Genomic DNA, 22,574 nt, shown 5'->3' with positions numbered 1-22,574 from the left:
GCGCGGCGTTCGGCGTGTCAGTACGCCTCCGGGGCGCTTTCAGGCAAGCAGAGGATGGGCAGTGACCGAGGACAGCGCGCGGACCACCGCGACGCCGGTGTGTTACCGGCACCCGGACCGCAGCACCTACGTGTCGTGTGTCCGGTGCGACCGGCCGATCTGCCCCGACTGCATGCAGCCGGCCTCGGTCGGCTTCCAGTGCCCGGAGTGTGTCAGCGAGGGGCGCAAGACGACGATCCCGGCGCGCACCGTTTTCGGTGGTGGGCTCTCGGGCGAGCAGGGAACCGTCACCCGCACGTTGATCGGCATCAACGTCGCGGCCTGGCTGTTCACTATCGTCGCCGCTGTGCTCACCGGCGAGGTGGCGCTTCGCGAACTCGGCCGGTTCGTGCTCTTCGGCGGCATCACCGGCGTCACCGAGTGGGGCGCGGCGGTGCCCGCCTACTCGTGCGGTTTCGGCGGTGAGGTCTGCGGTGGCATCGCGTCCGGGGAGTTCTATCGGCTGCTGACCGCTGACTTCCTGCACTACGGGCTGATCCACCTGGCGTTCAACATGTACGCGCTGTGGATACTCGGCCGCGAGTGCGAGCGGCTGCTCGGCCGCGCGCGATTCCTCGCGCTCTACCTGTTCAGCGGCATCGGCGGCTCGGTGGCCGTTTATCTCTTCTCGCCGCTCAACCAGGCCTCCGCCGGGGCGTCCGCCTCGGTCTTCGGCCTGCTCGGCGCGATGTTCTTCTTCCTCCGCCGGCTGCGGGCAGACCCGCGCGGGCTGGTGTTCCTGATCGTCCTGAACTTCAGCCTGGGCTTCGTGGTCGCCAACATCAGCATCTGGGGCCACATCGGCGGCTTCGTCGTCGGCGCGGCGGTGGGAGCTCTGATGTCCTACCTGCCGGCCGGACCCAACCGGGCGCGGTTGCAATGGATCGCGCTGGGAGGGGTGGGGCTGGCGCTGGTGATCCTGGTCGCCTTGCGCACGGCGTCGTTCGGGATCCTGTAGTCCCGGGCGCTCAGCGCCCGGTCCGTAGCGCCGCCAGCTCCTCGACCACCTGCGCCGGCGGCGCGCCCAGCTCGTACTGGGTGAGGAAGTACAGGTCGCTGTCGGCGTCGATCTCGAGCATCGTGGAGCGACCCAGCAGGCGCCGCCGCTGGTCCAGTCGGATTCGCTCGATCTTCGCCCACGGGTAGTGCTTCCGACGGCCGGGCAGCCCGGTCAGCACCGTGACGCCCTCGCCGTCGGCCTCCAGCCGGACCGGCATGAGGACGTCGCGCAGGCCCGAGAGTCCCAGACCCACCGCGACCAGGAGGCCGAGGAGCGCGCTGACCAGATCGCGGGCCACCGTCACGGTAGCCACCACCAACACCGCGGCGAGAGCGAACTTGACGAGCGCGACCGCGACCGGCACACGCCACCGACGGGCTGTGCCCTCGGTCACAGCCTCGTCCACGGTTTTCCACAGGCTCGCACCGCGGCTACCCAGAGTCCGGGGTAGTTATCCACAGTATCCACAGGCTACGCCGCCGTTCAGAGGGCTACCTGTGGATGACGGGCCCGTCATCGCCACTGGGTGAAGACGCCCAGACTGGCGACGAGCATCCCGAAGCCGATCGCGAGATTCCACGCGGACAACTCCGCGACCGGGTACTCGCCCTGGGTCATGTAATAGGTCACCAGCCACGCGATCCCGGCGACGATGAGGGCGACGGCAAGGCCGGGCACCCACCGTGGGCTGGGTTTCGCCCGCTTCGCGGTGGTGGCTGCAGCCGGCCGGACATCCGTCGGCGGCGTGTAGACCTTCTTCTTGCGTACGCGTGACTTCGGCACGGGTTTCTCCTGATACGGGGTTCCCGGGTTAGCGTAGTCGTCGAAGGCTCTCGACGAGGAGGCGATGTGGCGGCGATCCGGCCGACCGGGACGGATTCCGGTAGCCAGCGCCCCCGCAGCTCCGGCCGACGCTCGGGGTGGCGTCGGCTCGGTGGTCGACCTCCGCGTCACCGAGCTGGTCGATCGCGTGCGGGGTCGGCCCAGCACGCGCTGGGTTGGCGCCTCGCGCTGCCCGGTGTCCTGGTGCTGGCGGGCGTGTTGTTCGCCACCAGTGCGGAGACCTCCCAAGGCTCCGATCTCCGAGGCGGTCGACGCGATCAGCTCGCAGAGTTGATCCGACGTGGTAATTCTGATGTTGCGGCTGCTGAACGCCGCGCGGCCGAGCTGCGTCGTTCAGTTGATGAAGCCACGCGGTCCTACACGCGCACCGACGCCCGGCTGGAACGTCCACAGCAGGAAGTCGACGCACTTACCGGGCCGGCCGGGCTCGGAAAGGTTCGCGGACCGTCGCTCACGGTCAAGCTCGACGACGCCCCGCGTCGCCCCGGCGGTGTACTACCGGCCGGCGCTAACGCGGACGACGTGGTCGTGCACCAACAGGATGTGCAGGCGGTGGTGAACGCACTATGGGCGGGCGGCGCGGAGGCTATGACGATTATGGGAATCAGGGTGATTTCTACCAGCGCCGTCCGGTGCGTGGGCAACACCCTCCTCCTACACGGGAGAACGTTCTCGCCGGCATTCGTGATCACCGCGATTGGCAACGTCTCGTCGATGCGGGCCGCCCTCGACGCGTCGCCAGGGGTGTCGCTGTTCCGCCAAGCGGCTCGCGCATGGAACCTGGGGTATACGGTCGGCGAACCCCAGGTCGTCACGTTGCCGGCGTACGACGGTCCCACCGGGTTGACGCACGCAACGAACCCGAATCGCTGATCCGCAGCTCGATCCGGACCTTCGGCGAGATCCTGATCACGTTCGGGCTCATCGTGATCCTGTTTGCCTGCTACGAGGTCTACGGCAAGGCGTATCAGGTCAACGCCGAACGGGACCGGCTCAACGCCCAGCTCGACCAGCAGTGGGCCGCCGCGCCGCCGCCGACCTCGTCCGGGCAGCCCGCCGAACCACTCCCCGGCGAAGGCATCGCGCGGCTCTACATCCCGAAGTTCGACCAGAAGTGGGTGGTCGTCGAGGGCGTCGAACCCGACGACATCGAGCTGGCCCCCGGCCACTACCCGGACAGCCAGATGCCGAACGAACCCGGCAACTTCGCCGTCGCCGGTCACCGACTCAAGGCGATGTTCTGGGACCTGGACAAGCTGAAGACCGGTGACACGATCGTCGTCGAGACCCAGACCGACTGGTACGTGTACACGGTGACGAAGAACTTCATCACGCTGCCCACGCAGGTGTCGGTGGTCGCTGCGAACCCGGAGAACCCCGGGCAGGAACCCACCGAGAAGATGCTGACGCTGACGACCTGCAACCCGAAGTTGGACAACTACGAGCGGCTGATCGTCTGGGCGAAGCAGACCAAGTCCCAACCGCAGTCGGCCGGACGCCCGGCCGAGGTGCAGTAGGCAGGCAGTAGGAAGGACGCTCGGCGTGTACGGCTGGATCTGGGACCGCCTACCCGGCAACGTGGCGCTCAAGTCGCTCTGCGCGCTCGTCTTGGTCGGTGCGGTGGGCTGGCTGCTCTGGTTCAAGATCTTCCCCTGGGCAGAGCCGTTGCTCCCGTTCGGGGACGTAACCGTCGACGGCACCACCACCGGCGGCAGCGACACCGTCGACGAGAGCAACCCCGCGAGTCCCCCCGCCAGCGAGGCCCCCACGACCGCGGGTGGTTAAAGGCTTGTCCTCCAGGTGTCACAATCGACGGGTGAGCGTGCGCATCCTGGTCGTCGACAACTACGACTCGTTCGTCTACAACCTGGTGCAGTACCTGGGCCAGCTCGGTGCCGAGTGCGTCGTCCGACGCAACGACGCGGTGCAACCCGCCGAGGTGCTCGCCGGTGACGTCGACGGCGCCCCGGTCGACGGGGTGCTGCTCTCGCCCGGCCCGGGCGCACCGGAGGACGCCGGCGTGTGCATCCCGATGGTCGAGCACCTGGCCGGCCAGGTACCGCTGTTCGGGGTCTGCCTCGGGCACCAGGCGATCGGCGTGGCCTACGGGGCCACCGTGAACCGTGCGCCGGAACTCCTGCACGGAAAGACCAGCGAGGTCCACCACGACGACGTGGGCGTCCTGGCCGGGCTCCCGGACCCGTTCACCGCTACCCGCTACCACTCGCTGGCCGTCGTGGAGGACACGCTGCCGGCCGAGATCGAGATCACCGGACGCACGCCCTCGGGTGTGGTGATGGCGATGCGTCACCGGGAACTGGCTATCGAGGGTGTGCAGTTCCACCCCGAGTCGGTGCTCACCCAAGGTGGCCACCGCATGCTGGCGAACTGGCTCGGCGCCTGTGGAGACCCCGCGGCCGTCGACCGGTCCACCCCTCTGGTCGAGCAGGTCGAGGAGCGCCGGCTCGCCGCCTACGCCTGAACACGGCCTGGAACGGACGAAGGGCCCGACCTCTCGGTCGGGCCCTTCGTCGTCGCGTCAGCGCACCAGCGAGTTGGTTCCCCGCTGTGGCGTAGCTCCCGGGGTACCAGTGGTGTCCGTGCTCTCGGTCGGCTCGGTCGGCTCAGTCGGATCCGGATCGTCGCTCGTTGTCGGGGAAGGGTCGGGAGACTCCGACGCCGGGCCGGTGGACACCGTCAGCGTGATCGTCGTGCCGCGGCTCTGCGGGGTGGCCTGTCCCGGCGACTGGCTGATCACGGTGTCCGCCGCCTGGTCAGACGCCGTCTCCTGCCTACGCACCCGGAAGCCTGCTTGCTCGAGCTTGCTCTTGGCCTCGGCGTACGTCAGGCCCTTCACGTCCGGCACCAGCACCCGATTGGCCTTCGACACGTAAACGGTGACCTCGGTCCCCTGCGGCACCTTCGAGCCCGCTTTCGGGTTCTGCCTGGTGACGCTGCCCTCCGGGGCGTCGCTGTCCTCGTCGTCCTCGACCTTCATCTCCAGCTTGAGCTGCTCGAGGCGGACGCGGGCGCCGTCCTCGTTCGTCTGGGTCAGGTCCGGTACGGTCACCTCCTCCGGCCCGCCACCGACCGAGATGACGACCGTGTCGCCTTCCTTGGCAGTCGCGCCGCCGGCCGGGGTCTGCTCGACGACCTTGCCCTTCTGCTCGGCGGTGCTCCGGACCGTCTTGGACTGGACCTCGAGGTTCTGGGCCTCCAAGTTCTTCCGTGCCAACGCTTCGAGCGTGCCGACGACGTTCTCCACCGTCACGTTCTTGCCGCCGCCGCCCCCGAATTGGCTGGCGGCGAAAGCGACCACAGCGACGAGCGCCACTACCGCCAGGATGCCGACCGCGATCGTCGCACTGCGCCGCTTCCCGGCGGCGCTGTCCGGAACGGCTCCACCGGTCGTCGTCGGGTACCCGCCGCCGGCCGCGGCACCAGGCACGACCCGGGTGGCCGCGCCGCCGCCGAGCACCGCGGTCCGCTCGTTGCTCCCCATCACCGGCGTTGCTGCGACCGGACGCCCAGCGGCGGCCCGGAGCAGGTCGGCACGCATCTCTCCGGCGCTCTGGTAACGAGCCGCCGGGTTCTTCGCCATCGCCTTCAAGACGATCGAGTCGATCGTCGCGCTGACCTCCGGGTTCCGCTGGCTCGGCGGTATCGGGTCTTCGCGGACGTGCTGGTAGGCGACCGACACCGGGTTGTCACCCGTGAACGGGGGCTCGCCGACCAGGAGTTCGTAGAGCAGGCAACCGGTGGAGTACACGTCCGAGCGGGCGTCCACGGTCTCGCCGCGGGCCTGCTCCGGCGAGAGGTACTGAGCGGTGCCGATCACGGCCGACGTCGCCGTCATCTGCGACGACGCGCTGGTGATGGCCCTGGCGATGCCGAAGTCCATGACTTTGACCGCGCCCTGCGGGGTCAGCATCACGTTTCCGGGCTTGATGTCCCGGTGGATGATGTTGTGCCGGTGGCTGAAGTCGAGCGCGGCACACACGTCCGCGACGATCTCCAGGGCACGCTGGGGCATCAGGTGCCCTTCGGCGCCCAACACCTCCTTGAGCGTGAGGCCTTCGACGTACTCCATGACGATGAACGGCAGTGGAACGCCGTCCCGCCCGGAGTTGCCCTCACCGGTGTCGTAGACCGACACGATCGCCGGATGGTTCAGCGCCGCTGCGTTCTGCGCCTCCCGGCGGAACCGGGCCTGGAAGCCGGGGTCTCGGGCAAGGTCGGACCGCAGAACCTTGATCGCGACGTCCCGGCCGAGCCGGTGGTCGCGCCCCATGTGGACTTCGGCCATTCCGCCGTAGCCCAGCACGTTGCCGATCTCGTACCTGCCGCCAAACAGGCGGGCGTCCGTCATCGCCTAGTCCTCGGTATCGCGGGCCCTGTCGGGCCCTCGCTGCGGATCATCGGTTCGCTCGCTGTTCGATGATCGACTTCATAATGGTTCCGGCTATCGCCGCAGAGTTGCTGCTCGACGTGCCGGCGTTCTCGAGGACCACGGCCACCGCCGCGACTGGTTCGCCGTCGACGATCGCATAGCCGATGAACCACGCGTGGTCCTGCCGCTCGTTGCCGTCCTCGGCGGTACCGGTCTTGCCGCCGATCTCCGCCCCGTCGACCTGTGCCCGGGTACCGGTGCCGTTCTCGACGACGGCCCGCATCATCTTCTGCACTTCTTCGGCGCCGGATTCGGTCAGCGGCGTCGAGAGCGTCTTGTCCCGCGTCGTCGAGAGCGTCGTGTAGTCGGCCGATTCGACCTTCTTCACCAAGTACGGCGTCATGAGCTTGCCGTCGTTGGCGACTGCGGCCGCGATCATCGCACCCTCCAGCGGCGTCATCCGGACGTCACGCTGGCCGATGCTCGACTGGGCTTCCGCCGGCGGGTCCGGAATCTCACCGGTCTCGCTGGCCGCGACGTCGGTCGGGACCTTCATCTTCTCGCCGAACCCGAACTCCCCGGCCTTCTCCTTGATCTTCTCGGCGCCGAGCTTCTCGACCCCGAGCTGGGAGAAGACCGTGTTGCACGACTGCTGGAGCGCGTACTCGAGCGTCACCGACCCGTCGCCGCAGGCCGATCCGTTGTAGTTCTCGATGTGCTTGGTCGTCTGCGGCGCGGTGTACCGGAGCGGCGCGTCGACCTCGGTCTCGGCCGTGTACCCCTCGTCGACCAGCGCCGACGCGATGACCACCTTGAACGTCGATCCCGGCGGGTAGGTCTGGCGCAGTGCCCGGTTGAGCAGCGGCTTGTTGACGCTGTCGCCGTTGAGCTGCTTCCAGGCGTCCTTCTGGGGCTGATCGGTGTGCGACGCGAACGGGTTGGGGTCGTAGGCCGGGTTGGAGACCAGTGACAGGATCTCCCCGCTCTTCGGATCGAGCGCGATCGCGGCGCCCTTCTCCCCTTCCAGCGCGTCCGCGGTCGCCGCCTGGACTTCCTTGTCCAGCGTCAGGATGACGTTGGCGCCCTTGCTCTTCTTGCCGGTGATCATGTCGGTGATCCGGCGCACGAAGAGCTTGTCGGACTCTCCCGAAAGGTCCTCGTTCGCCGCGGCCTCGAGCTCGCTGTTGCTGTAAATCATCGACTGGTAGCCGGTGACGTGGGAGTACAGCTCACCCTGCGGGTACTTGCGCTGGTACTTGTAGCGGCCGTCGGTCTCGACGGACTGGGCGATCGCCTGGTCCTCCACCATGATCAGCCCGCGCGGCCGTTCGTAGCTGGAGATCCGGACCCGCTCGTTCAGGTCGCTCGTGCGGTAGTCGTCACCCTTGACCACCTGGACGTAGTTCAGGTTGACGAAGAGCAGCGCGAAGAGCACGAACACCGCGATCGCTACGCGTCGAAGCGGAGCGTTCATCGGTTCGGCACCTCCGGTCGACCCGTCGTGGACGGACTGCTCACAGCTTGACCACCTCGGTCGGCGCGTCCCGCAGTTGCAGCGGTGGCGCCTTCACCTTCGCTGGACGGCGCCCCGCATCCGAGATCCGGATCAGCAAGCCGATGATCAACCAGTTGGCGATCAGCGAAGAGCCGCCGTAGGACAGGAACGGCGTCGTCAGACCGGTCAGCGGGATCAGCTTGGTCACGCCGCCCACGATGACGAACACCTGCAAGCTGATCGAGAACGCCAACCCGCCGGCGAGCAGCTTGCCGTACGAGTCCCGGACGTCCAAGCCTGCTCGGATGCCCCGGGCGGCGATCAGCGTGTAGAGCATGAGCAACGCGGTCAGGCCGAACAGGCCGATCTCCTCGCCGATCGCGGCGATCACGAAGTCGGTGCTGGCGTAGAGGCTGAGCAGGTTCGGCGACCCGGCACCCGGTCCGGCGCCGAACAGTCCGCCGCTGCCCAGCGCCAGGAGCGATTGGACGATCTGGTAGCCGGCGTCGAACGGGTCGTCGAACGGGTGCAGCCAGATGTTGACCCGCAGCTGGACCCGGCTCACCACCAGGAACGCCGAGTACGCGCCCGCCATGAACAGCAAGAGCCCGATCACGAGCCAGCGCGCGCTGTTGGTGGCGATGTACATCATCACAAGGAACAGGCCGAAGTACAGCAGCGACGATCCGAGGTCCTTCTCGAACACCAAGACGCCGAGGCTGACCAGCCAGGCACCGATGATCGGGGCGTACGCACGGAAGAGGAAGCCCGGGGTGGCCTTCAGCGTCTGGTATTTGCCGACGATCTGCAGGAACTCCCGGTTGTCCACCAGGCTGCGCGCGAAGTACAGCAGCAGCGCGATCTTGGCGAACTCACCGGGCTGGATCTGGCCGATACCCGGGATGATGATCCACAGCTTCGCGCCGTTGATCTCGCTCAACGACGACGGCAGCACTGCGGGCAGCATCACCAGCACCAGGCCGGTGAAGAGCGCGATGTAGCCGAAGCGAGCGAGTGAGCGGTGGTCTCGGACCAGCCAGAGCAGTCCGACGAAGCCGAGGATCGCCACGGTCGCCCAGATGTACTGCTTCAGCGCCTCACTGCCCTCGCCGCCGAGGACGCCGGCGGCAAGCCGCTCGTCCGGGGTGAGTCGGCCGAGGTCGAGGCGCCGGATGAAGACGACGCTGAGGCCGTTGATCGTGGCCACGGCGGGCAGCAGCAGCGGATCGGCGTAGGGCGCCAGGAACCGCACGGCCACGTGAGCGCCGAAGAACAGCAGCGCGAGCAATGCGGGGAGCGCGAGTGCGCCGAGGTTGATCTCTCCCAGCACGGAGCCCTGGACCGCGACCGACATGCCGGTCACCACGACCAGCGAAAGGATCAGCAGGAACAGCTCGGTGTTGCGCTGGTTGTTGGCCAGGGGACGGTCCGGCCGCCCGATCACACTGGTGAGAGCGGGTTCGGCGCCGCCGGCGGGGCGGGGAGCGGCCGAAGCCGTCACCGGACCTCCCGACAGTTCACGCCGGGCTTGTCGACGTCGTTGGCGGGCAGCACCTTCCCGGCCGGCCGCGAGGCGGAGGGGGTGGCGCCGCTCGGAGAAGCCGAGGCGCTGCCCGACGGGGTCGCGCCGGGCGTGCCGCTGGGGCTGGCGCTCACGCTCGGGGTTGCCGAGGGAGTGCCCGTCGGCGTGGCGCCGGGTGACGTCGACGCGGAGGGCGAGGGATTCGCGGTGACGTCACCGTGGCACCACGGGAGGAGCTTGTCCTGCCGGAGGTTGTCCACGATCGTGTACGCGTCCTGACGGTTCTCGGCCGGAATGGTCTGCTGCACCGACTCGCGAGCGACCTGCTGCAGGTCGTTGACGCGAAGGTCCGTGTCGGACTGCAGCGTGGAGAACTCCAGGCCTGCAAGAGAGCCGGACACGCCGCGGTATATCGCAACGTGTCCGGCTTCGGTGGTTCCTACGTAGTACTGCTGCTGGGTGTAGTGCCAGGCGGCGTATCCGCCCGCGGCGAGCGCTGCTAGTGCCAGCACCGTCAGCAACGCCGTGGTTCGGCGGCGATGCTTCCCGCCGCGTTCGTCCGGCTCCGGCTCGTCCTCGACGCCGTAGTCGTCGTCGAGCGTCGCCGGCCGCGGTGGAGTCGCCAGCGCGGCTCGGCCCGCCGCGGTGTCGGCGGTCGCCGACGTGGTGCGGTCACGGGCGGCGGCGCCGCCGACGACCGGTGCGTTGTCGGCCAGCCGGTCGTCGAGGATGTCCGCGACGATCACCGTGATGTTGTCCGGCCCGCCACCTCGCAGCGCGAGCTGGATCAACCGGTTCGCCACCTGCGCCGGATCGTCGATCCGCATCGCGTCCGCGATCGTCTCCATCGAGACGACGCTGGAGAGACCGTCACTGCAGAGCAGGTAACGGTCGCCCGGCCGGGCCTCCCGGACGGAGAACTCCGGCTCGACCTCCCGACCGTCCAGCGCGCGGGTGAGTAGCGACCGCTGCGGGTGGGTGTTCGCCTCGTCGGCGGTGATCCGGCCCTCGTCGACGAGCATCTGGACGTAGGTGTCGTCGCGGGTGATCTGGTGCAGCTCGTTGTTGCGCAGCACGTACGCCCGGGAGTCACCGACGTGCGCCAGCGCGAGCCGGGACCCGCTGAACAGCAGCGCGGTGAGCGTGGTTCCCATGCCCTCCAGGGCCGGATTGGCGTCCACCGCGTCGCGCAGTTGCTGGTTCGCGTGCCCGATCGCGGCCCGGAGAGCGTCGACCAGGTCGCTCGACGAGACGTCTTCGTCCAACGGCTCCAGCGCCCGGACGACGATGTTCGACGCCACTTCACCAGCGGCCATGCCACCCATACCGTCGGCGACCGCCAGCAGCCGCGGGCCGGCGTAGACCGAGTCTTCGTTCCCTTCCCGGATGAGACCTCGGTCGGACTTTGCCGCGTAGCGCAGCGTGAGGCTCATTCGCGATCCTCACCAAGGAGGTGCCAAAACTGCATGCTTCGCTCGCTTCGCTGGCTCATGAGCGCAACTCGATCGACGTGCGCCCAATCCGGATCGGCGCGCCCAGGGGGACAGGGGTCGGGCCGGAAATCTTGGTCTGGCCAAGATACGTGCCGTTGGTGGACCCCAGGTCTTCGATCAGCCACTCTCCCGCACGCGGCACCAGACGTGCATGCTGCGCTGACGCATAGTCGTCGTTGATCACCAACGTCGAGTCATCCGCACGTCCGAGTGTGATCGGCAAATCACTTAGCGTGATTCGCGTCCCGGCCAGCGCGCCTTCGGTCACCACCAGCGTCCGGGGCATACCCGCGCCACCGCCGCTGCCGCCGCTACCGAAGAGCCCGCGCTTCGCCTTCGCCGGACGCCCGGGCGGCGCCAGCGGCACGCCACGGGGCGTCGCGACCAGCCGGGGCTGGCGAGCCCCGGTCAGGTCGCGACGGATCACTCCGACGACGGCGAACACGAACACCCAGAGCAGCGCGAGAAAGCCGAACCGGGCGACCGCGAGTACGACTTCTGGCATCAGCCATCCAGCCGGAACGTGAGCGACGTCGTTCCGAGCTGAACGACATCGCCGTGCTGGAGCGCCGCCGCGTTGATCCGGTTCCCGTTCACGGTGGTGCCGTTGGTGGAGCTGAGGTCGGTCAGCACCACCCGGGAGCCGTCGAAGTCGACGCGTGCGTGCTGACGAGAGATGCCGACGTCAGCCAGGCGTACCTGGGCACCCTCGCCACGGCCGATCACGGTCGAGCCGATCACGATCGTGAACTGGCGGCCGTCCGACGTGATCAGCCGTGCCTGCCGGGCGCCGTAGCCACCCTGCGGACCCGGAGCGCCGTACGGGGCCCCACTCGAGTGCATCGGTGGGCCGCTGACCGGGCCGCCCGGACCGCCGTATCCGGGCGGCCCGCTGACGGGCGGTAGGCCGCCACCCTGCGGGGGCATGTTGTACCCCTGCGGCGGCGGGTTCTGGTACGGGTTCGGGCTGTGCGCCGGTTCGACGCCACCGGTGTAAACCTCGGCGGCGATCCGGAACATGCCCGTGTCGAGGCCATCCCCACGCTCGATCTCGACGATCACGTCGCCGTACACAGTCCAACCCTGCTCGCCGATGTACTCGGCCTGAGCTTGGGCCAGCTCCTGGGCCAGCGGCGCCGCGTACTGCGCCAGCCGGTCGTGGTCGCTCGGACTCAGATCGATGATGTAGCGGTTGGGAACCAGTGTGCGCCCACCGCCCAAGATGGACTTGTGCGCATCCGCCTCGCGCTGCATTGCGCTAGCGATCTCCACCGGGTGTACGACACCCTTGAAGACCTTGGCGAACGCCCCCTCGACGAGGTTCTCCAACCTCTTCTCGAAGCGCTGCAGAACGCCCACCGGTTCCTCCTGTCCTCGGTTCGGCATGATCGTATCGGCCGCCGCGAACCCCCGAGTGGGGAGCATCCGGCACGTGTTAGAGTTCCCAAGTCTTCGCCGGGCAAGTGGCGGAATGGCAGACGCGCACGGTTCAGGTCCGTGTGTCCGAAAGGACGTGGGGGTTCAACTCCCCCCTTGCCCACAAAATCACCCGCTCGCCCCATCTGGGCGGGCGGGTTATGCCCTTTCCGGCCGAGCATGCGGCGAGGCACCCCTGTAGTCGGGTTGAGCGTCCGTGATCCGACACCAGCGACAGCTGCCCTGGTCACCGGCGAGACGGAACCACGGACGGCGGTAGCCGTCCCGGTCGCGCCGGCGGTCTCCATAGCATCCCCTCATCGCTCGCCCTCGGAGCGCGGAACGCTACTACCAGGGCCGTTCGGTGTCGAAATCGTTGCGCGCGAAACGCCCCGCCGCATCCCCTTCCAGCCTGGAAAACCCGTTAGGTACCTCGGCCCGCGCTCAGCGGCCTTGCCTGCCTAGACCGAATGGTCGATCTCCAATCCGACTCGGGGTGTCGTGTGCGCCACAGTGCGCGCCGGTCGGTCACGCGAAGCGGTCCCGGAGTGCGGGGAGGAGCTCCTTCTCCGACCAGTCCAGGTAGCCCTCCTGGTGGTCGCCGCCGATCTGAACCAGCGCGACGTGAGTGAACCCGGCCTCGACGTACGGCCGGACGGCCTCGGCCACCGCGTCCACGTCGGCACCGCACGGAATCGATTCAGCGACGTCTTCCGGTCGGACGAACTGGCTGGCCCCCGCGAACCCGGCCGGGCCGGGGAGTTCCGCGTTGACCTTCCAGCCGCTGCCGAACCAGCGGAACTGCTCGTGGGCACGGTTGATCGCCGCGTCCTTGTCCGGGTCGAAGCTGATCGGCAGCTGGCCGACCTTCGGCGCGTCCTTCTTCCGGCTCTCCCGGTCGAACTGGTCCACCAGGTCGCCCTTCGGCTCCACCGCGACCAGGAAGTCGGCGTTCTCGGCCGCCAGCTCCACCGACTGCCGTCCGGACACCGCAATGCCGATCGGCGGTGCCACGTCCGGGACGTCCCACAGCTTCGCCGAGTCGACTCGGAAGTGCTCGCCGACGTAGTTCACGTACTCGCCGGTGAAGAGCGCGGCGATGATGTCGACCGCCTCACTGAGCATCTCGTGCCGGACGTTCGCCGACGGCCACCCACGGCCCACCACGTGCTCGTTGAGGTTCTCGCCCGCGCCGAGCCCGAGCCAGAAGCGACCGCCGGTGAGCAGGCCCATGGTCGCGGCCTTCTGGGCGATCACCGCCGGGTGGTAGCGGACCGTCGGGCAGGTCACGTACGTCATCAGCGGGACCCGCTCGGTCACCTGGCTGACCGCTCCCAGCACCGACCACGCGTACGGGGCGTGGCCCTGCTCGTCCAGCCACGGGAAGTAGTGATCGCTGATCACCTCGAAATCGAAGCCGGTCTGCTCGGCTCGCCGGGCGTCCCGGACCAGCGCCGCCGGCCCGGCCTGTTCACACATGAGCGTGTAACCGAAATCCACCATGGGGCGGCGTTACCCGCGGAGCCACTCGGTACGCGAACGCGCGTCGATGAGGCGGATCGACGGACTCTGTGCAAGCGCCGGCTGAAGAACCCTCGCCGCGTGGCACTATCGGCGCCGATGCTTTTCACCGATGCCGAGCCGGTCTCGGACGACGCCCTGCTGGGCCTCGTCTACGAGGTGTGCCCCCGCTTCATGGCCGGCACCGTGCTGCATCGCAGCTCCACGTCGTTCGTGGTCGCGGGCACCGTCGACCTCAGCCCGGTGGTGGCGAAGGTCCTGGCCGGCGGCTCGCCGTTCTGGCGCGAGCACTTCCTCCGCGAGGTCGAGGCGTACCGGCTGTTCGAGACGCTGCCGCCGCCGGTACGGACGCCCCGGCTGCGGGACGCGGACGCCAACCGCGGGGTGCTGATCCTCGATCGGGTGTTCGGCCGCCCTCTCGCGTACGAGCGGCACCCCACGACGCCGATCCCGCCCGCCGAGCTCGCCGGTGCCCTCACCGAGTTACGGCAGCTCGGCAAGTGGCAGCCGCCGGTCGGCCAATCCTGGATCGTGAACTACGCGCCGCGGATCGACCGCGCCCGGCGGCAGGGAATGTTCGACGACGCCGACCGGGCCGCCGTCGCCGCGCTGGCCCGTCGAGCCGCCGGCCGGTGGGAGCTGGCGCACGGCGACGCGGTTCTCGACAACATCCACAAGACCCGCGAGGGCTTCGTCTTCCTCGACTGGGCCACCGCCGGGCTCTACCTGGCCGGGTTCGACCTCGCCCAGCTCTGGGTGTTGCTCGGTGAGCTGCACGGCCCCCGGCGCGTGATCGAAGACCTGATCGAGGACTCCGGGCCGGACGCCTCGCCACCGTTCCTGGTCAACCTCGCGCTACTGCTCGGCCGGGAACGCCGTGCCTACCAACACCGCATGGACCACGTCGGGGCCGCCCGCCGGGCTCGGCTCGCGGAAGCGTGGGACGACGTCCGGGAGCGAGTGCACCGAGCCGCCCGGTAGTGACCGGTTCGTGACTCTGCGGTTGACGGCGAATCCCCGCCTCCGATAGACGAGCGTCACACCCCCGAACGAAGGCCCCCTCGATGATCCGTTCGTCTCGGCGCTGCGCTGCGCTGTTGGTCGCTGCCGTGCTCGGTGGTACGAGTCTCGGCGTCCTGTTGCCCTCCACTGCCCAGGCCGCCGGCTGCACTCCGCGGACCGGGCCGGCTCAGCGTCAAGTGGAGAAGTACCTCGGTCGGCCGGTCGACGGCGTTGCGAGCGCCGCTGACTGCCTCGCCGTCCAGCGGTTCCAGCGCCGCATGGACATTCGCCCGGCGGCCGGTTACGCGGGTCCGCTGACTTCGAGGATCGTCTCCCGGCTCAGCGGGGCCTCGTTCGGTTCCTGCGGCTACTCGGCCGGCATCCGGGTCTGCGTCGACCTGACGCACCAGGTGATGTGGGTCACCCGGTCGGGGAAGCGCATCCACGGTCCGGCGCCGATCCGCACCGGCCGTAAGGGCCTCGCGACGCCTGCCGGGACGTTCAAGATCCACGACCGCAAGATCAGCACGGTGTCGACGATCTTCAAGGTCAAGCTTCCGTACTGGCAGCGCTTCTACCGGGACATGGGCTTCCACCAGACCACGACGTACCTGCACGACCCCGGTTCGCCGGGCTCGCACGGGTGCATCAACCTGCTCCCGGTGGACGCCAGGATGCTGTGGTCGTACACGAAGACCGGCACGCCGGTGAAGATCTTCGGCCGCAAGCCCGGCACCTAGACCGCTCCGCGGGGGTCCGTGCCCGTCACGGGCCTCCGCTGCCCTCACGGGCCGCCGGGCCGGACCAGCCCGCTCTCGTACGCGAACACCGTCGCCTGGACGCGGTCCCGCAGCCCGAGCTTGCCCAGGATCGCGTTCATGTGGGTCTTGACCGTGCTCGTCGTGACCACCAGCGCCGCCGCGATCTCGCCGTTTGAGAGCCCTTTGGCGACCAGCCGGAGTACGTCGCGCTCCCGCCGGGTGAGCTGACCGAGCCGGACGCTCGACCCCGGCTGCCGCGGCGGTGCCGCGAACGCGGACGCGAGCGTGCTCACCGCGACCCCCCCGGTCGGCACCGCCCCTTCGGCGGCGCGCACCATCACCTCGACGACGGTGGCTCGTCTGGCGTCTGCGCGGAGGAAGCCGATCGCACCGGCGCGCAGGACCGCGCGCAGCTCGGCGTCGGGTGCGGCGGCGGCCAGCGCGATCAACCGGCTCGGCCGCCCGGCGACGTCGGTGACCTCCCGTGCCATCAGCGCGGTCAGATCCGGTCGGCCGGGGAACCGGCCGACAAGTACGACGTCCGGCTGCGCCCGTTCCAACGACGCCAGTCGGTCACGGCCGGCCGAGTGGTCGGTCAGGACGTCGAATACCGGCTCCGACTCGAGCACCCCCGTCGCGCGGTGCAGGGCCGGATCCCGATCACCGCCGACCACCGCGATGCGGGCCCGATAGCGCTCCGCGGGCCGGGCGCGTGGCATCACGGGCGCAGCGATTGGGTCACCCCCGTCGAGTCGGTAGATCACGCGGCGGCGTCCCGCCGTCCGATGCGTACCATATTGGGGGAGGATCCGGCCGTACTTCCGGCCACTATCCGTAACTACTCGATCGTGTCGCGTTACTAACCGCCGAGTCGGCCGTTGGTTTGATCGTGTGGCGGACAAATGGGAGCACCCGACGAGCGACCAGGATGAGCGCGCTCGGCCTGCTCGCCGTGCCGGCGTTCCTGATCGGTGCCGGCCTCGCCGATTCGCCCCCGACCGGCCGCTACGGACCCACCGGAGCGCAGGCGCCCGGCCGCGCCGCGGTCGACCAGGCACCGGGTACCTCGCACAGCGTCTCCCCGGCCGGGGAGACCCGCGCGCGGGACGCCGCCGCGCTGACTCCCACGCCGGCTCCGGGGCGCACCACCGAGCGGCGCCCCGCCGGCTTGCGCGTCGAGGTGGTGGAACCGGCCGGTCCGCTGACCGCCGACGAACTGGTGCGTTTCCGAGTGCGGTGGTCGGACGGGAACGGCCGGTACGCCGGACTGGCCGAGGACTGGGGAGACGGCACCGCCGCCAGCTCGGTGGAGATCGTCGACTGCACGGGCCGGGCCGGATCGCACGGCGGAGAACTGTCCACCGCCCATCGCTTCCCGGTCGGTCGCTACCGCGTCCGCCTGACCGTGACGACGGAAGACTGCGACGGCCGGACCGAGGCACGGACCGGCGACGTCACGATCGACGTGCGTCCGCCCGGCGAGCCGGGCGGACGCGGGCGCCCGCCCGAGCCGTCGGCCGAGGCCGACGGCAGCGGTCCGCCGGTCGTGCCCGACGAGCCGACCCGGACGAGCGCGGCTCCGTCGCCAGGAATCACCACCCCGAGCAGCGCATCGGCGCTCCCGCTGCCGCCCGTGGAGTCGCTCGGGAACCCGTAACGAACGGACGCGAGGTCGCGCTCGCTCACCGACCACCACCTCATCCGTATCGCCGAGGCCCAGCGCACCGATTCGGACACGCCGTAGGGGTCCGCTCGCCGACGGTGGATTCGTCCGGGCAGACTGAAGGCGTGCCCGAGCTACCGGAGGTCGAGGCGCTCGCCGCCTACCTGCGCGAGCGTGCGGTCGACCACGCGATCGCGCGGATCGACGTCGCCGCGATCGGAGTGCTGAAGACCTACGACCCGACGCCGCTCGCGTTGCACGGGGCCCTGGTCACCGGTGCGACGCGGCACGGCAAATTCCTCGACCTCGACGTCGACGGCATCCACCTGGTCACCCATCTGGCACGAGCGGGCTGGCTGCACTACCGCGACTCGTTGCCGGCCGCACCGCCGAAGCCCGGCCGCGGGCCGATCGCGCTCCGCGTCCACCTCGACGACGAGTCCGGCTTCGACCTGACCGAGGCCGGCACGAAGAAGAGCCTCGCCGTTTACCTCGTCCGCGATCCGAGCGAGGTGCCGGGCATCGCCCGGCTGGGTCCGGACGCGCTCTCGATCTCCGACGCCGAGTTCGCCGAGCGGATCCGAGGACAGCGTGGGCAGATCAAGGGCGTACTGACCGACCAGACCGTGCTGGCCGGTGTCGGAAACGCGTACTCCGACGAGATCCTGCACGTCGCGAAGCTTTCGCCGTTCGCTCTGGCGTACCGGTTGAGTGACGAGGATGTCACGCGGTTGTACGGTGCTTTGCGGTCGGTGCTGACCGACGCGGTTGAGCGGAGCATCGGCCAGGGCGCCGCGACGCTCAAGGCCGAGAAGCGCTCCGGGCTCCGGGTCCACGCGCGGACCGGCCTACCGTGCCCGGTCTGTGGCGACCTCGTGCGAGAGGTGTCCTTCGCCGATCGGTCGCTGCAGTACTGCCCGACCTGCCAGACCGGCGGCAAGCCGCTCGCCGATCGCAGAATGTCCAAGTTGATCCGGTGAAGTCCATGCAGTCAGCGATCAGTCCCACCAGTCACCCGCGTCCCTGGTTTCGCACGGGGAGAAGGAGCGCTACCGTGCCCTATCCGACGCGTGCGCGGTCGGGGGTGGGCGTTCGCGAGTGCACCGATACGGCACCGTTCGGTCGCCGTCTCGACTGGGTCGCCGTCGGCGACCGGAGTGGGGAGTGGACCTTCGTGCGGTCGAGGCGACTGTCGTGACCCAACGCGCTGAACGGACAGGCGCAGCCACGTCCACGTCCCGGGCTTCCCAGCCCGCCGCCAACGGAGCGCCGGTGAACGGCGCCCCCGACAGAAGTGGCCGCATGCACGACCTCGCTGCACCACCGACCGCCGCACCCGCCCCCACCTCGGCCGGCGCACCGCCGACCACGGCCCCGCCTCCGGTGGGAGCGCCCGAAGCCACCGGAAGCGCGGCGAACGCGCTCGCGCCCGGCCTGGAGAGCACCCTGGTGATCGAGCCGGGCGGCGTGCAGCGCTCGCCGCGTACCCGCGGTGGCAACCGGCAGCACCGGTGGGCTCAGCGGTACCGGCTGCTCCTGCTCCTGCTGGACTTCCTGAGCTGCTCGGCCGCCGGTTGGGCGGTAATCCACATGTATCCCCAGGCGGAAGCCGGCTTCTTCGACCGCACGGTCTTGAACTGGACCGCGCTGCTGATCCTGCCGGCCGCCTGGATCTTCACGCTCTGGGTGCACGGCGCCTACGAAGGCCGCTACCTCGGCCTCGGGCCGGACGAGTTCAAGCGCGTGGTCAAGGCGATCATCACGCTCACCGCGGTGGTCTGTTTCCTCGCGTTCACCCAGAAGGCCGACCTCTCGCGTCTGTCGGTCGGCACGGTCCTGCCGCTGACCGCGACGGTGACGCTGCTCGTGCGCTTCGTGACGCGCAAGGTGCTGCACGTCGTCCGTAGGCGCGGCCGCGCGTCGCAGCGGATCCTGCTGGTCGGGACGCTCGGCGAGGCGCTCTCGGTGTACCGGATCACCACCCGCAACCCGAACGCCGGGCTGGTCCCGGTCGGGATCTGCCTCACCGAGCCCACCGGCGAGCAGACCTCGCTGCCGATTCCGGTGTTCAACGGCAAGGTCGAGCCACTCGACCGGGTCAAGCAGGTCGGCGCCGACACGATCGCGGTCTGCGGTGCGCGCGGGGTCTCCCCGGACGCACTCCGCCGGCTGGCGTGGCAGCTCGAGGGCAGCGGTGTCGATCTGGTCGTCGCACCGGCGCTCACCAACATCGCTGGCCCTCGGGTGCACATCCGCCCGGTCGAGGGTCTGCCGCTCCTGCACGTCGAGGAGCCGACGATCTCCGGTGTCGGCTGGCTGCTCAAGGGCCTGTTCGACCGGCTCGCCGCGCTCGTCGGCCTGGTGTTGATCTCGCCGATCCTCGGTATCGCCGCGCTGGCGATCAAGATCTCCGACCCCGGCCCGGTCTTCTTCCGCCAGGCGCGGGCCGGACGCGGTGGCTCGACGATCCGGGTCTGGAAGTTCCGGACGATGTACGTCGACGCCGAGGAACGCCTGGCCGAGCTGCTCGGCAGCAACGAGACCGACGGTCTGCTGTTCAAGATGTCCAACGACCCCCGGATCACCCGGGTCGGTCACTTCTTGCGGAAGACGTCGATCGACGAGCTGCCGCAGCTGATCAACGTGCTGCTGGGCGAGATGTCGCTGGTCGGGCCGCGCCCGCTGCCGGTGAAGAATGAGCAGTTCGCCGGCGACGTCCGGCGGCGGATGCTGGTCCGGCCCGGCATCACCGGGCTGTGGCAGGTGTCCGGCCGCTCGAACCTCTCCTGGGAGGACGCGGTCCGGCTCGACCTGTACTACGTCGACAACTGGTCGCTCGCGTTCGACTTCATGATTCTGTACAAAACGTTCTTCGCGGTCATGAAGCGGGACGGGGCGTACTGAGCGTTCCGCTCGCGTCGTTGAAGTACCAAGCCCCATCATGGGCGGATGAGCAGTGTGGCTCCTGTGCCGGCCGGTCTGGCGTCCGCCGCGGAGGGGCAACTGGTCTCCGCTCAGGACTTGTTGCCGGCGTCGCCGACCGCGGCCACCGTGGCCGCGGTCGTTCTCGGCGCGGTGCTGCTCGCGGTCGCCGTGGTCCTACGGTCGCGGAAGCGACGGGTGATCGCCACCCCGACCCAGCGCGCCACCTACCAGGTGCTGCACGTGGCGAGCCTGGCCGCTCCGCCGCTGCGGTCCGGTCTGACCGAGACCACCGCGGCCAAGGCGATCCGGCCACTCCACCAGCTGCTCGGTGGTCCGGCGCTCGGGCTCGTCGCCCCGGACCGCGTGCTGGCCTGGGAAGGCCCTGGTGAACACCACGCGCCCGCGGTGCTGGCGGCGCTCGCGGACTCCCGGCCGGAGGGTCTGCACGAGGGCACCGGACGTGTGATCGCGCTGCGCGCCGACGACCTGCCCTGCGACCTGCTCGAATGCCCGGTACGCGGTGCGGTGGTGGTGCCGCTCTCGACCGGGGAGGAAATGGTCGGCGCGCTGGTCGCGATCGTCGACACCGACCCGGTACCGGGGCTGGTCCGGGCCGCCGTGGAGACCGCCGAGTGGGTGTCCGCGCAGCTCGCGTTCGCCGAACTGGACGTCTCCCGGGAACGGCTGGCCGAGGCCCAGCTCCGGGCGCTGAGGGCCCAGATCAGCCCGCACTTCATCTACAACGCGCTCTCCGCGATCTCGGCGCTGGTACGAACCGATCCGGAGCGCGCCCGCGAGCTGATCGAGGAGTTCGCGGAGTTCGTGCGGTACAGCGTCCGGGCGCACGGCGAGTACACGACGCTGGCCGAGGAGCTCCGTTCGATCGACCGCTACCTGCTGATCGAGCGGGCTCGCTTCGGGGACCGGCTCCAAGTGCGGCTCCAGGTCGCGCCAGAGGTGCTGCCGGTCGTCGTTCCGTACCTGTGCCTGCAGCCGCTCGTCGAGAACGCGGTGCGGCACGGCCTGGCGGGGAAGGCAGGCACCGGCACGGTCAGCATCATCGCGTCGGACGCCGGCTCGGAGTGTCTGATCAGCGTCGAGGACGACGGGGTGGGGATGGACCCGGACCAGCTGCGTCGGCCGGCAGGCGGAGGGCGCGGCGAGACCCGCAGCGCGCACGTCGGATTGACCAACGTGGACGATCGGCTGCGCTCGGTCTTCGGACCGGGGTGCGGCTTGGTCGTCGAGACGGCGCCGGGCGCCGGTACCAAGGTGAGCATGCGAGTACCGAAATTCCAACCTGGAGTCCGGGTGGTGAGCGGATGGGCATCGTGAAAGCGCCGGGATTGCGGGTTTTGGCGGTCGACGACGAGCCGTTACAGCTCGACGAGCTGGCTTACCTGCTCCGCGGTGACGCCGGCGTCGCCGAGGTCGTCACGGCCGGGGACACCACTGAGGCGCTGCGTTGCCTGCGCGACCGCGGAGTCGACGTCGTGTTCCTCGACATCCGGATGCCGGGGCTGGACGGGATGGAGCTGGCCCGGGTGCTGGGCCGATTCGCCTCGCCGCCGGTGGTCGTGTTCGTCACCGCGCACGACGACCGAGCCGTCGACGCGTTCGACTTGGGCGCCGCCGACTACCTGCTCAAGCCGGTGCGCGCCGACCGACTGGCCGAAGCCGTCCGGCGGGCTGCACGGGCCCGAGCCGTCACCGCGGGCACCCGGCCCAGCCCGGAGCCGGTCCTCGACGACGTCATCCCGGTGGAGCTCGCCGGGACGACGCGGATGCTCCCGCGGTCGTCCGTGCGGTGGGTGGAGGCGCACGGTGACTACGCCCGGCTGCACACCGCCGACGGCAACCATCTGGTGCGGGTGCCGCTCTCGCTGCTCGCCGAGCGCTGGGCCGATGCCGGCTTCGTCCGGATCCACCGCTCCTACCTGGTCGCTCTGCGGGTGATCGGCGAGCTGCGGCTGGGCTCCAGTGGTTACGTCGTCGTGGTCGACGGGCAGGAGTTGCCGGTGAGTCGACGGCATACCCGGGAACTGAAGGACCGTCTGGTGCGCGCGGCCAAGACCGGCTGGCGCTAAGTTCACTAGCCTGCGCCCGGGAGGTGTGATGGACGACACCGATGCGACGACCCGCCCGCAACGCGTCCGGGTCGTCCTCGGCGAGATGCCGCAGGCCCGGCCGACGCCGCCGGTGAGGGCCGAGCTCGACCAGCAGACCGGCGTCGGTGAAGTTCTCGTCCGCGGGCTGGTCCGGGCGCAGTTGGGCCTCGCCGTGCGGATGGCGGCGCTGGTCGCTCTGTCGGTGGGCTCCCTCCCCCTGCTTTTCGCGCTCTTCCCGGGGCTGGCCGAGGTGACCGTGTTCGGGATCCGGTTACCGTGGCTGCTGCTCGGCGTCGCCGCTTACCCGCTGTTCGTCGTCGCCGGCTGGATCTACACCAGGGGCGCCGAGCGCAACGAGCGGGACTTCGTCGAGCTGGTCGAGCGCTCGTGACCGCC

At 69.6% G+C, this 22,574-nt stretch carries 23 protein-coding genes and 1 tRNA gene; 14 read left to right on the top strand and 10 right to left on the bottom strand.

The features are described 5' to 3' along the window. Positions 1-61 precede the first annotated feature (61 nt). On the top strand, positions 62-997 hold the full coding sequence (locus ABEB28_RS30470; RefSeq protein ID WP_345731696.1) for a rhomboid family intramembrane serine protease: 936 nt from the start codon (positions 62-64) through the stop codon (positions 995-997). A 10-nt stretch (positions 998-1,007) separates the two neighbouring features. Here the strand turns inward: ABEB28_RS30470 and ABEB28_RS30465 are convergent, their stop codons facing one another. Together ABEB28_RS30465 and ABEB28_RS30460 are read right to left on the bottom strand one after the other, a co-directional pair. After that, positions 1,008-1,433, bottom strand: coding sequence for a PH domain-containing protein (locus ABEB28_RS30465; protein WP_345731695.1), 426 nt, complete (start codon positions 1,431-1,433; stop codon positions 1,008-1,010). A 119-nt stretch (positions 1,434-1,552) separates the two neighbouring features. Further along, positions 1,553-1,822 carry a cell division protein CrgA gene (locus ABEB28_RS30460; RefSeq protein WP_345731694.1) on the bottom strand — a complete coding sequence of 90 codons (270 nt, stop codon included), beginning with the start codon at positions 1,820-1,822 and terminating at the stop codon, positions 1,553-1,555. A 243-nt stretch (positions 1,823-2,065) separates the two neighbouring features. Here ABEB28_RS30460 and ABEB28_RS30455 point away from each other — a divergent pair, with 243 nt between their 5' ends. The 4 genes from ABEB28_RS30455 to ABEB28_RS30440 are packed head-to-tail and all read left to right on the top strand — an operon-like array spanning position 2,066 to position 4,364. Beyond that, positions 2,066-2,755 (top strand): DUF881 domain-containing protein, encoded by a 690-nt coding sequence (locus tag ABEB28_RS30455; RefSeq protein ID WP_345731693.1) that lies wholly within the window; start codon positions 2,066-2,068, stop codon positions 2,753-2,755. Next, entirely contained in the window at positions 2,656-3,399 is a 744-nt protein-coding gene (locus tag ABEB28_RS30450; protein ID WP_345731692.1) for a class E sortase, read from the top strand. Before ABEB28_RS30455 ends, ABEB28_RS30450 begins: the two co-directional genes overlap by 100 nt. A 25-nt stretch (positions 3,400-3,424) precedes the next feature. Further along, positions 3,425-3,667, top strand: coding sequence for a hypothetical protein (locus ABEB28_RS30445; RefSeq protein ID WP_345731691.1), 243 nt, complete (start codon positions 3,425-3,427; stop codon positions 3,665-3,667). A gap of 37 nt (positions 3,668-3,704) precedes the next feature. Further along, positions 3,705-4,364 (top strand): aminodeoxychorismate/anthranilate synthase component II, encoded by a 660-nt coding sequence (locus ABEB28_RS30440; protein WP_345732034.1) that lies wholly within the window; start codon positions 3,705-3,707, stop codon positions 4,362-4,364. A 57-nt stretch (positions 4,365-4,421) separates the two neighbouring features. On the opposite strand, the gene pknB is transcribed toward ABEB28_RS30440, so the two are convergent. From pknB to ABEB28_RS30410, 6 genes are read right to left on the bottom strand one after another with little or no spacing between them, the layout of a single operon-like run. After that, a complete protein-coding gene (gene pknB, locus ABEB28_RS30435) occupies positions 4,422-6,251 on the bottom strand; it encodes a Stk1 family PASTA domain-containing Ser/Thr kinase (RefSeq protein WP_345731690.1) in 1,830 nt (609 codons plus the stop codon). A 46-nt stretch (positions 6,252-6,297) separates the two neighbouring features. After that, the gene (locus tag ABEB28_RS30430) at positions 6,298-7,746 is read right to left on the bottom strand and encodes a peptidoglycan D,D-transpeptidase FtsI family protein (protein WP_345731689.1); all 1,449 of its coding nucleotides are present in this window, start codon (positions 7,744-7,746) and stop codon (positions 6,298-6,300) included. A 40-nt stretch (positions 7,747-7,786) separates the two neighbouring features. Then, the gene (locus ABEB28_RS30425) at positions 7,787-9,208 is read right to left on the bottom strand and encodes an FtsW/RodA/SpoVE family cell cycle protein (protein WP_376980804.1); all 1,422 of its coding nucleotides are present in this window, start codon (positions 9,206-9,208) and stop codon (positions 7,787-7,789) included. 56 nt (positions 9,209-9,264) lie between these two features. Next, positions 9,265-10,722, bottom strand: coding sequence for a PP2C family protein-serine/threonine phosphatase (locus tag ABEB28_RS30420; protein WP_345731687.1), 1,458 nt, complete (start codon positions 10,720-10,722; stop codon positions 9,265-9,267). Between the two features lie 55 nt (positions 10,723-10,777). Continuing rightward, positions 10,778-11,287, bottom strand: coding sequence for an FHA domain-containing protein FhaB/FipA (locus ABEB28_RS30415; protein WP_345731686.1), 510 nt, complete (start codon positions 11,285-11,287; stop codon positions 10,778-10,780). After that, positions 11,287-12,168, bottom strand: a complete 882-nt coding sequence (locus ABEB28_RS30410; RefSeq protein WP_345731685.1) for an FHA domain-containing protein — start codon at positions 12,166-12,168, stop codon at positions 11,287-11,289. The genes ABEB28_RS30415 and ABEB28_RS30410 overlap by 1 nt, the downstream gene beginning before the upstream one ends. A gap of 71 nt (positions 12,169-12,239) precedes the next feature. Between ABEB28_RS30410 and ABEB28_RS30405 the strand changes: the two genes are divergently transcribed. Then, a tRNA-Leu gene (locus ABEB28_RS30405) sits at positions 12,240-12,322 on the top strand. Between the two features lie 404 nt (positions 12,323-12,726). Here the strand turns inward: ABEB28_RS30405 and ABEB28_RS30400 are convergent. Beyond that, positions 12,727-13,701, bottom strand: a complete 975-nt coding sequence (locus ABEB28_RS30400; RefSeq protein WP_345731684.1) for an LLM class F420-dependent oxidoreductase — start codon at positions 13,699-13,701, stop codon at positions 12,727-12,729. A 117-nt stretch (positions 13,702-13,818) separates the two neighbouring features. On the opposite strand from ABEB28_RS30400, the gene ABEB28_RS30395 reads away from it, so the two are divergent. Next, positions 13,819-14,700, top strand: a complete 882-nt coding sequence (locus ABEB28_RS30395) for a 3-hydroxyasparagine phosphotransferase (RefSeq protein WP_345731683.1) — start codon at positions 13,819-13,821, stop codon at positions 14,698-14,700. A gap of 83 nt (positions 14,701-14,783) precedes the next feature. Next, positions 14,784-15,461, top strand: a complete 678-nt coding sequence (locus ABEB28_RS30390) for a L,D-transpeptidase family protein (RefSeq protein WP_345731682.1) — start codon at positions 14,784-14,786, stop codon at positions 15,459-15,461. A gap of 44 nt (positions 15,462-15,505) precedes the next feature. On the opposite strand, the gene ABEB28_RS30385 is transcribed toward ABEB28_RS30390, so the two are convergent. Continuing rightward, on the bottom strand, positions 15,506-16,201 hold the full coding sequence (locus ABEB28_RS30385) for a LuxR C-terminal-related transcriptional regulator (RefSeq protein WP_345732033.1): 696 nt from the start codon (positions 16,199-16,201) through the stop codon (positions 15,506-15,508). Between the two features lie 209 nt (positions 16,202-16,410). Here ABEB28_RS30385 and ABEB28_RS30380 point away from each other — a divergent pair, with 209 nt between their 5' ends. The 6 genes from ABEB28_RS30380 (at position 16,411) to ABEB28_RS30355 (ending at position 22,569) form a co-directional block, all read left to right on the top strand. After that, positions 16,411-17,139: a hypothetical protein gene (locus ABEB28_RS30380; RefSeq protein ID WP_345731681.1), complete on the top strand. Its 729-nt coding sequence runs from the start codon at positions 16,411-16,413 to the stop codon at positions 17,137-17,139. Positions 17,140-17,270: 131 nt separating this feature from the next. Further along, complete coding sequence (locus tag ABEB28_RS30375; RefSeq protein WP_345731680.1) at positions 17,271-18,125, top strand: Fpg/Nei family DNA glycosylase; 855 nt, start codon at positions 17,271-17,273, stop codon at positions 18,123-18,125. Between the two features lie 322 nt (positions 18,126-18,447). After that, positions 18,448-20,049 (top strand): sugar transferase, encoded by a 1,602-nt coding sequence (locus ABEB28_RS30370; protein ID WP_345731679.1) that lies wholly within the window; start codon positions 18,448-18,450, stop codon positions 20,047-20,049. Between the two features lie 120 nt (positions 20,050-20,169). After that, positions 20,170-21,405 (top strand): sensor histidine kinase, encoded by a 1,236-nt coding sequence (locus ABEB28_RS30365; RefSeq protein WP_376980806.1) that lies wholly within the window; start codon positions 20,170-20,172, stop codon positions 21,403-21,405. Next, complete coding sequence (locus ABEB28_RS30360) at positions 21,393-22,157, top strand: LytR/AlgR family response regulator transcription factor (protein ID WP_345731677.1); 765 nt, start codon at positions 21,393-21,395, stop codon at positions 22,155-22,157. The genes ABEB28_RS30365 and ABEB28_RS30360 overlap by 13 nt, the downstream gene beginning before the upstream one ends. A gap of 28 nt (positions 22,158-22,185) precedes the next feature. Further along, a complete protein-coding gene (locus tag ABEB28_RS30355; protein WP_345731676.1) occupies positions 22,186-22,569 on the top strand; it encodes a DUF485 domain-containing protein in 384 nt (127 codons plus the stop codon). Positions 22,570-22,574 lie beyond the last annotated feature (5 nt).

This window comes from Cryptosporangium minutisporangium, from assembly GCF_039536245.1.
Taxonomy (GTDB): Bacteria; Actinomycetota; Actinomycetes; order Mycobacteriales; family Cryptosporangiaceae; genus Cryptosporangium; species Cryptosporangium minutisporangium.
The sequence above is the reverse complement of the archived record's forward strand: the minus strand, read 5'-3'. Positions and strand labels throughout refer to the sequence as shown.

Bases quoted from the DNA above. Each gene is read 5' to 3' on its own strand.
- ABEB28_RS30450 (WP_345731692.1), top strand. From the start codon at position 2,656: ATGGAACCTGGGGTATACGGTCGGCGAACCCCAGGTCGTCACGTTGCC.
- pknB (WP_345731690.1), bottom strand. From the start codon at position 6,251: ATGACGGACGCCCGCCTGTTTGGCGGCAGGTACGAGATCGGCAACGTG.
- ABEB28_RS30430 (WP_345731689.1), bottom strand. From the start codon at position 7,746: ATGAACGCTCCGCTTCGACGCGTAGCGATCGCGGTGTTCGTGCTCTTC.
- ABEB28_RS30420 (WP_345731687.1), bottom strand. From the start codon at position 10,722: ATGAGCCTCACGCTGCGCTACGCGGCAAAGTCCGACCGAGGTCTCATC.
- ABEB28_RS30415 (WP_345731686.1), bottom strand. From the start codon at position 11,287: ATGCCAGAAGTCGTACTCGCGGTCGCCCGGTTCGGCTTTCTCGCGCTG.
- ABEB28_RS30410 (WP_345731685.1), bottom strand. From the start codon at position 12,168: ATGCCGAACCGAGGACAGGAGGAACCGGTGGGCGTTCTGCAGCGCTTC.
- ABEB28_RS30400 (WP_345731684.1), bottom strand. From the start codon at position 13,701: ATGGTGGATTTCGGTTACACGCTCATGTGTGAACAGGCCGGGCCGGCG.
- ABEB28_RS30395 (WP_345731683.1), top strand. From the start codon at position 13,819: ATGCTTTTCACCGATGCCGAGCCGGTCTCGGACGACGCCCTGCTGGGC.
- ABEB28_RS30390 (WP_345731682.1), top strand. From the start codon at position 14,784: ATGATCCGTTCGTCTCGGCGCTGCGCTGCGCTGTTGGTCGCTGCCGTG.
- ABEB28_RS30385 (WP_345732033.1), bottom strand. From the start codon at position 16,201: ATGCCACGCGCCCGGCCCGCGGAGCGCTATCGGGCCCGCATCGCGGTG.
- ABEB28_RS30380 (WP_345731681.1), top strand. From the start codon at position 16,411: ATGAGCGCGCTCGGCCTGCTCGCCGTGCCGGCGTTCCTGATCGGTGCC.
- ABEB28_RS30370 (WP_345731679.1), top strand. From the start codon at position 18,448: ATGCACGACCTCGCTGCACCACCGACCGCCGCACCCGCCCCCACCTCG.
- ABEB28_RS30360 (WP_345731677.1), top strand. From the start codon at position 21,393: ATGGGCATCGTGAAAGCGCCGGGATTGCGGGTTTTGGCGGTCGACGAC.
- ABEB28_RS30355 (WP_345731676.1), top strand. From the start codon at position 22,186: ATGGACGACACCGATGCGACGACCCGCCCGCAACGCGTCCGGGTCGTC.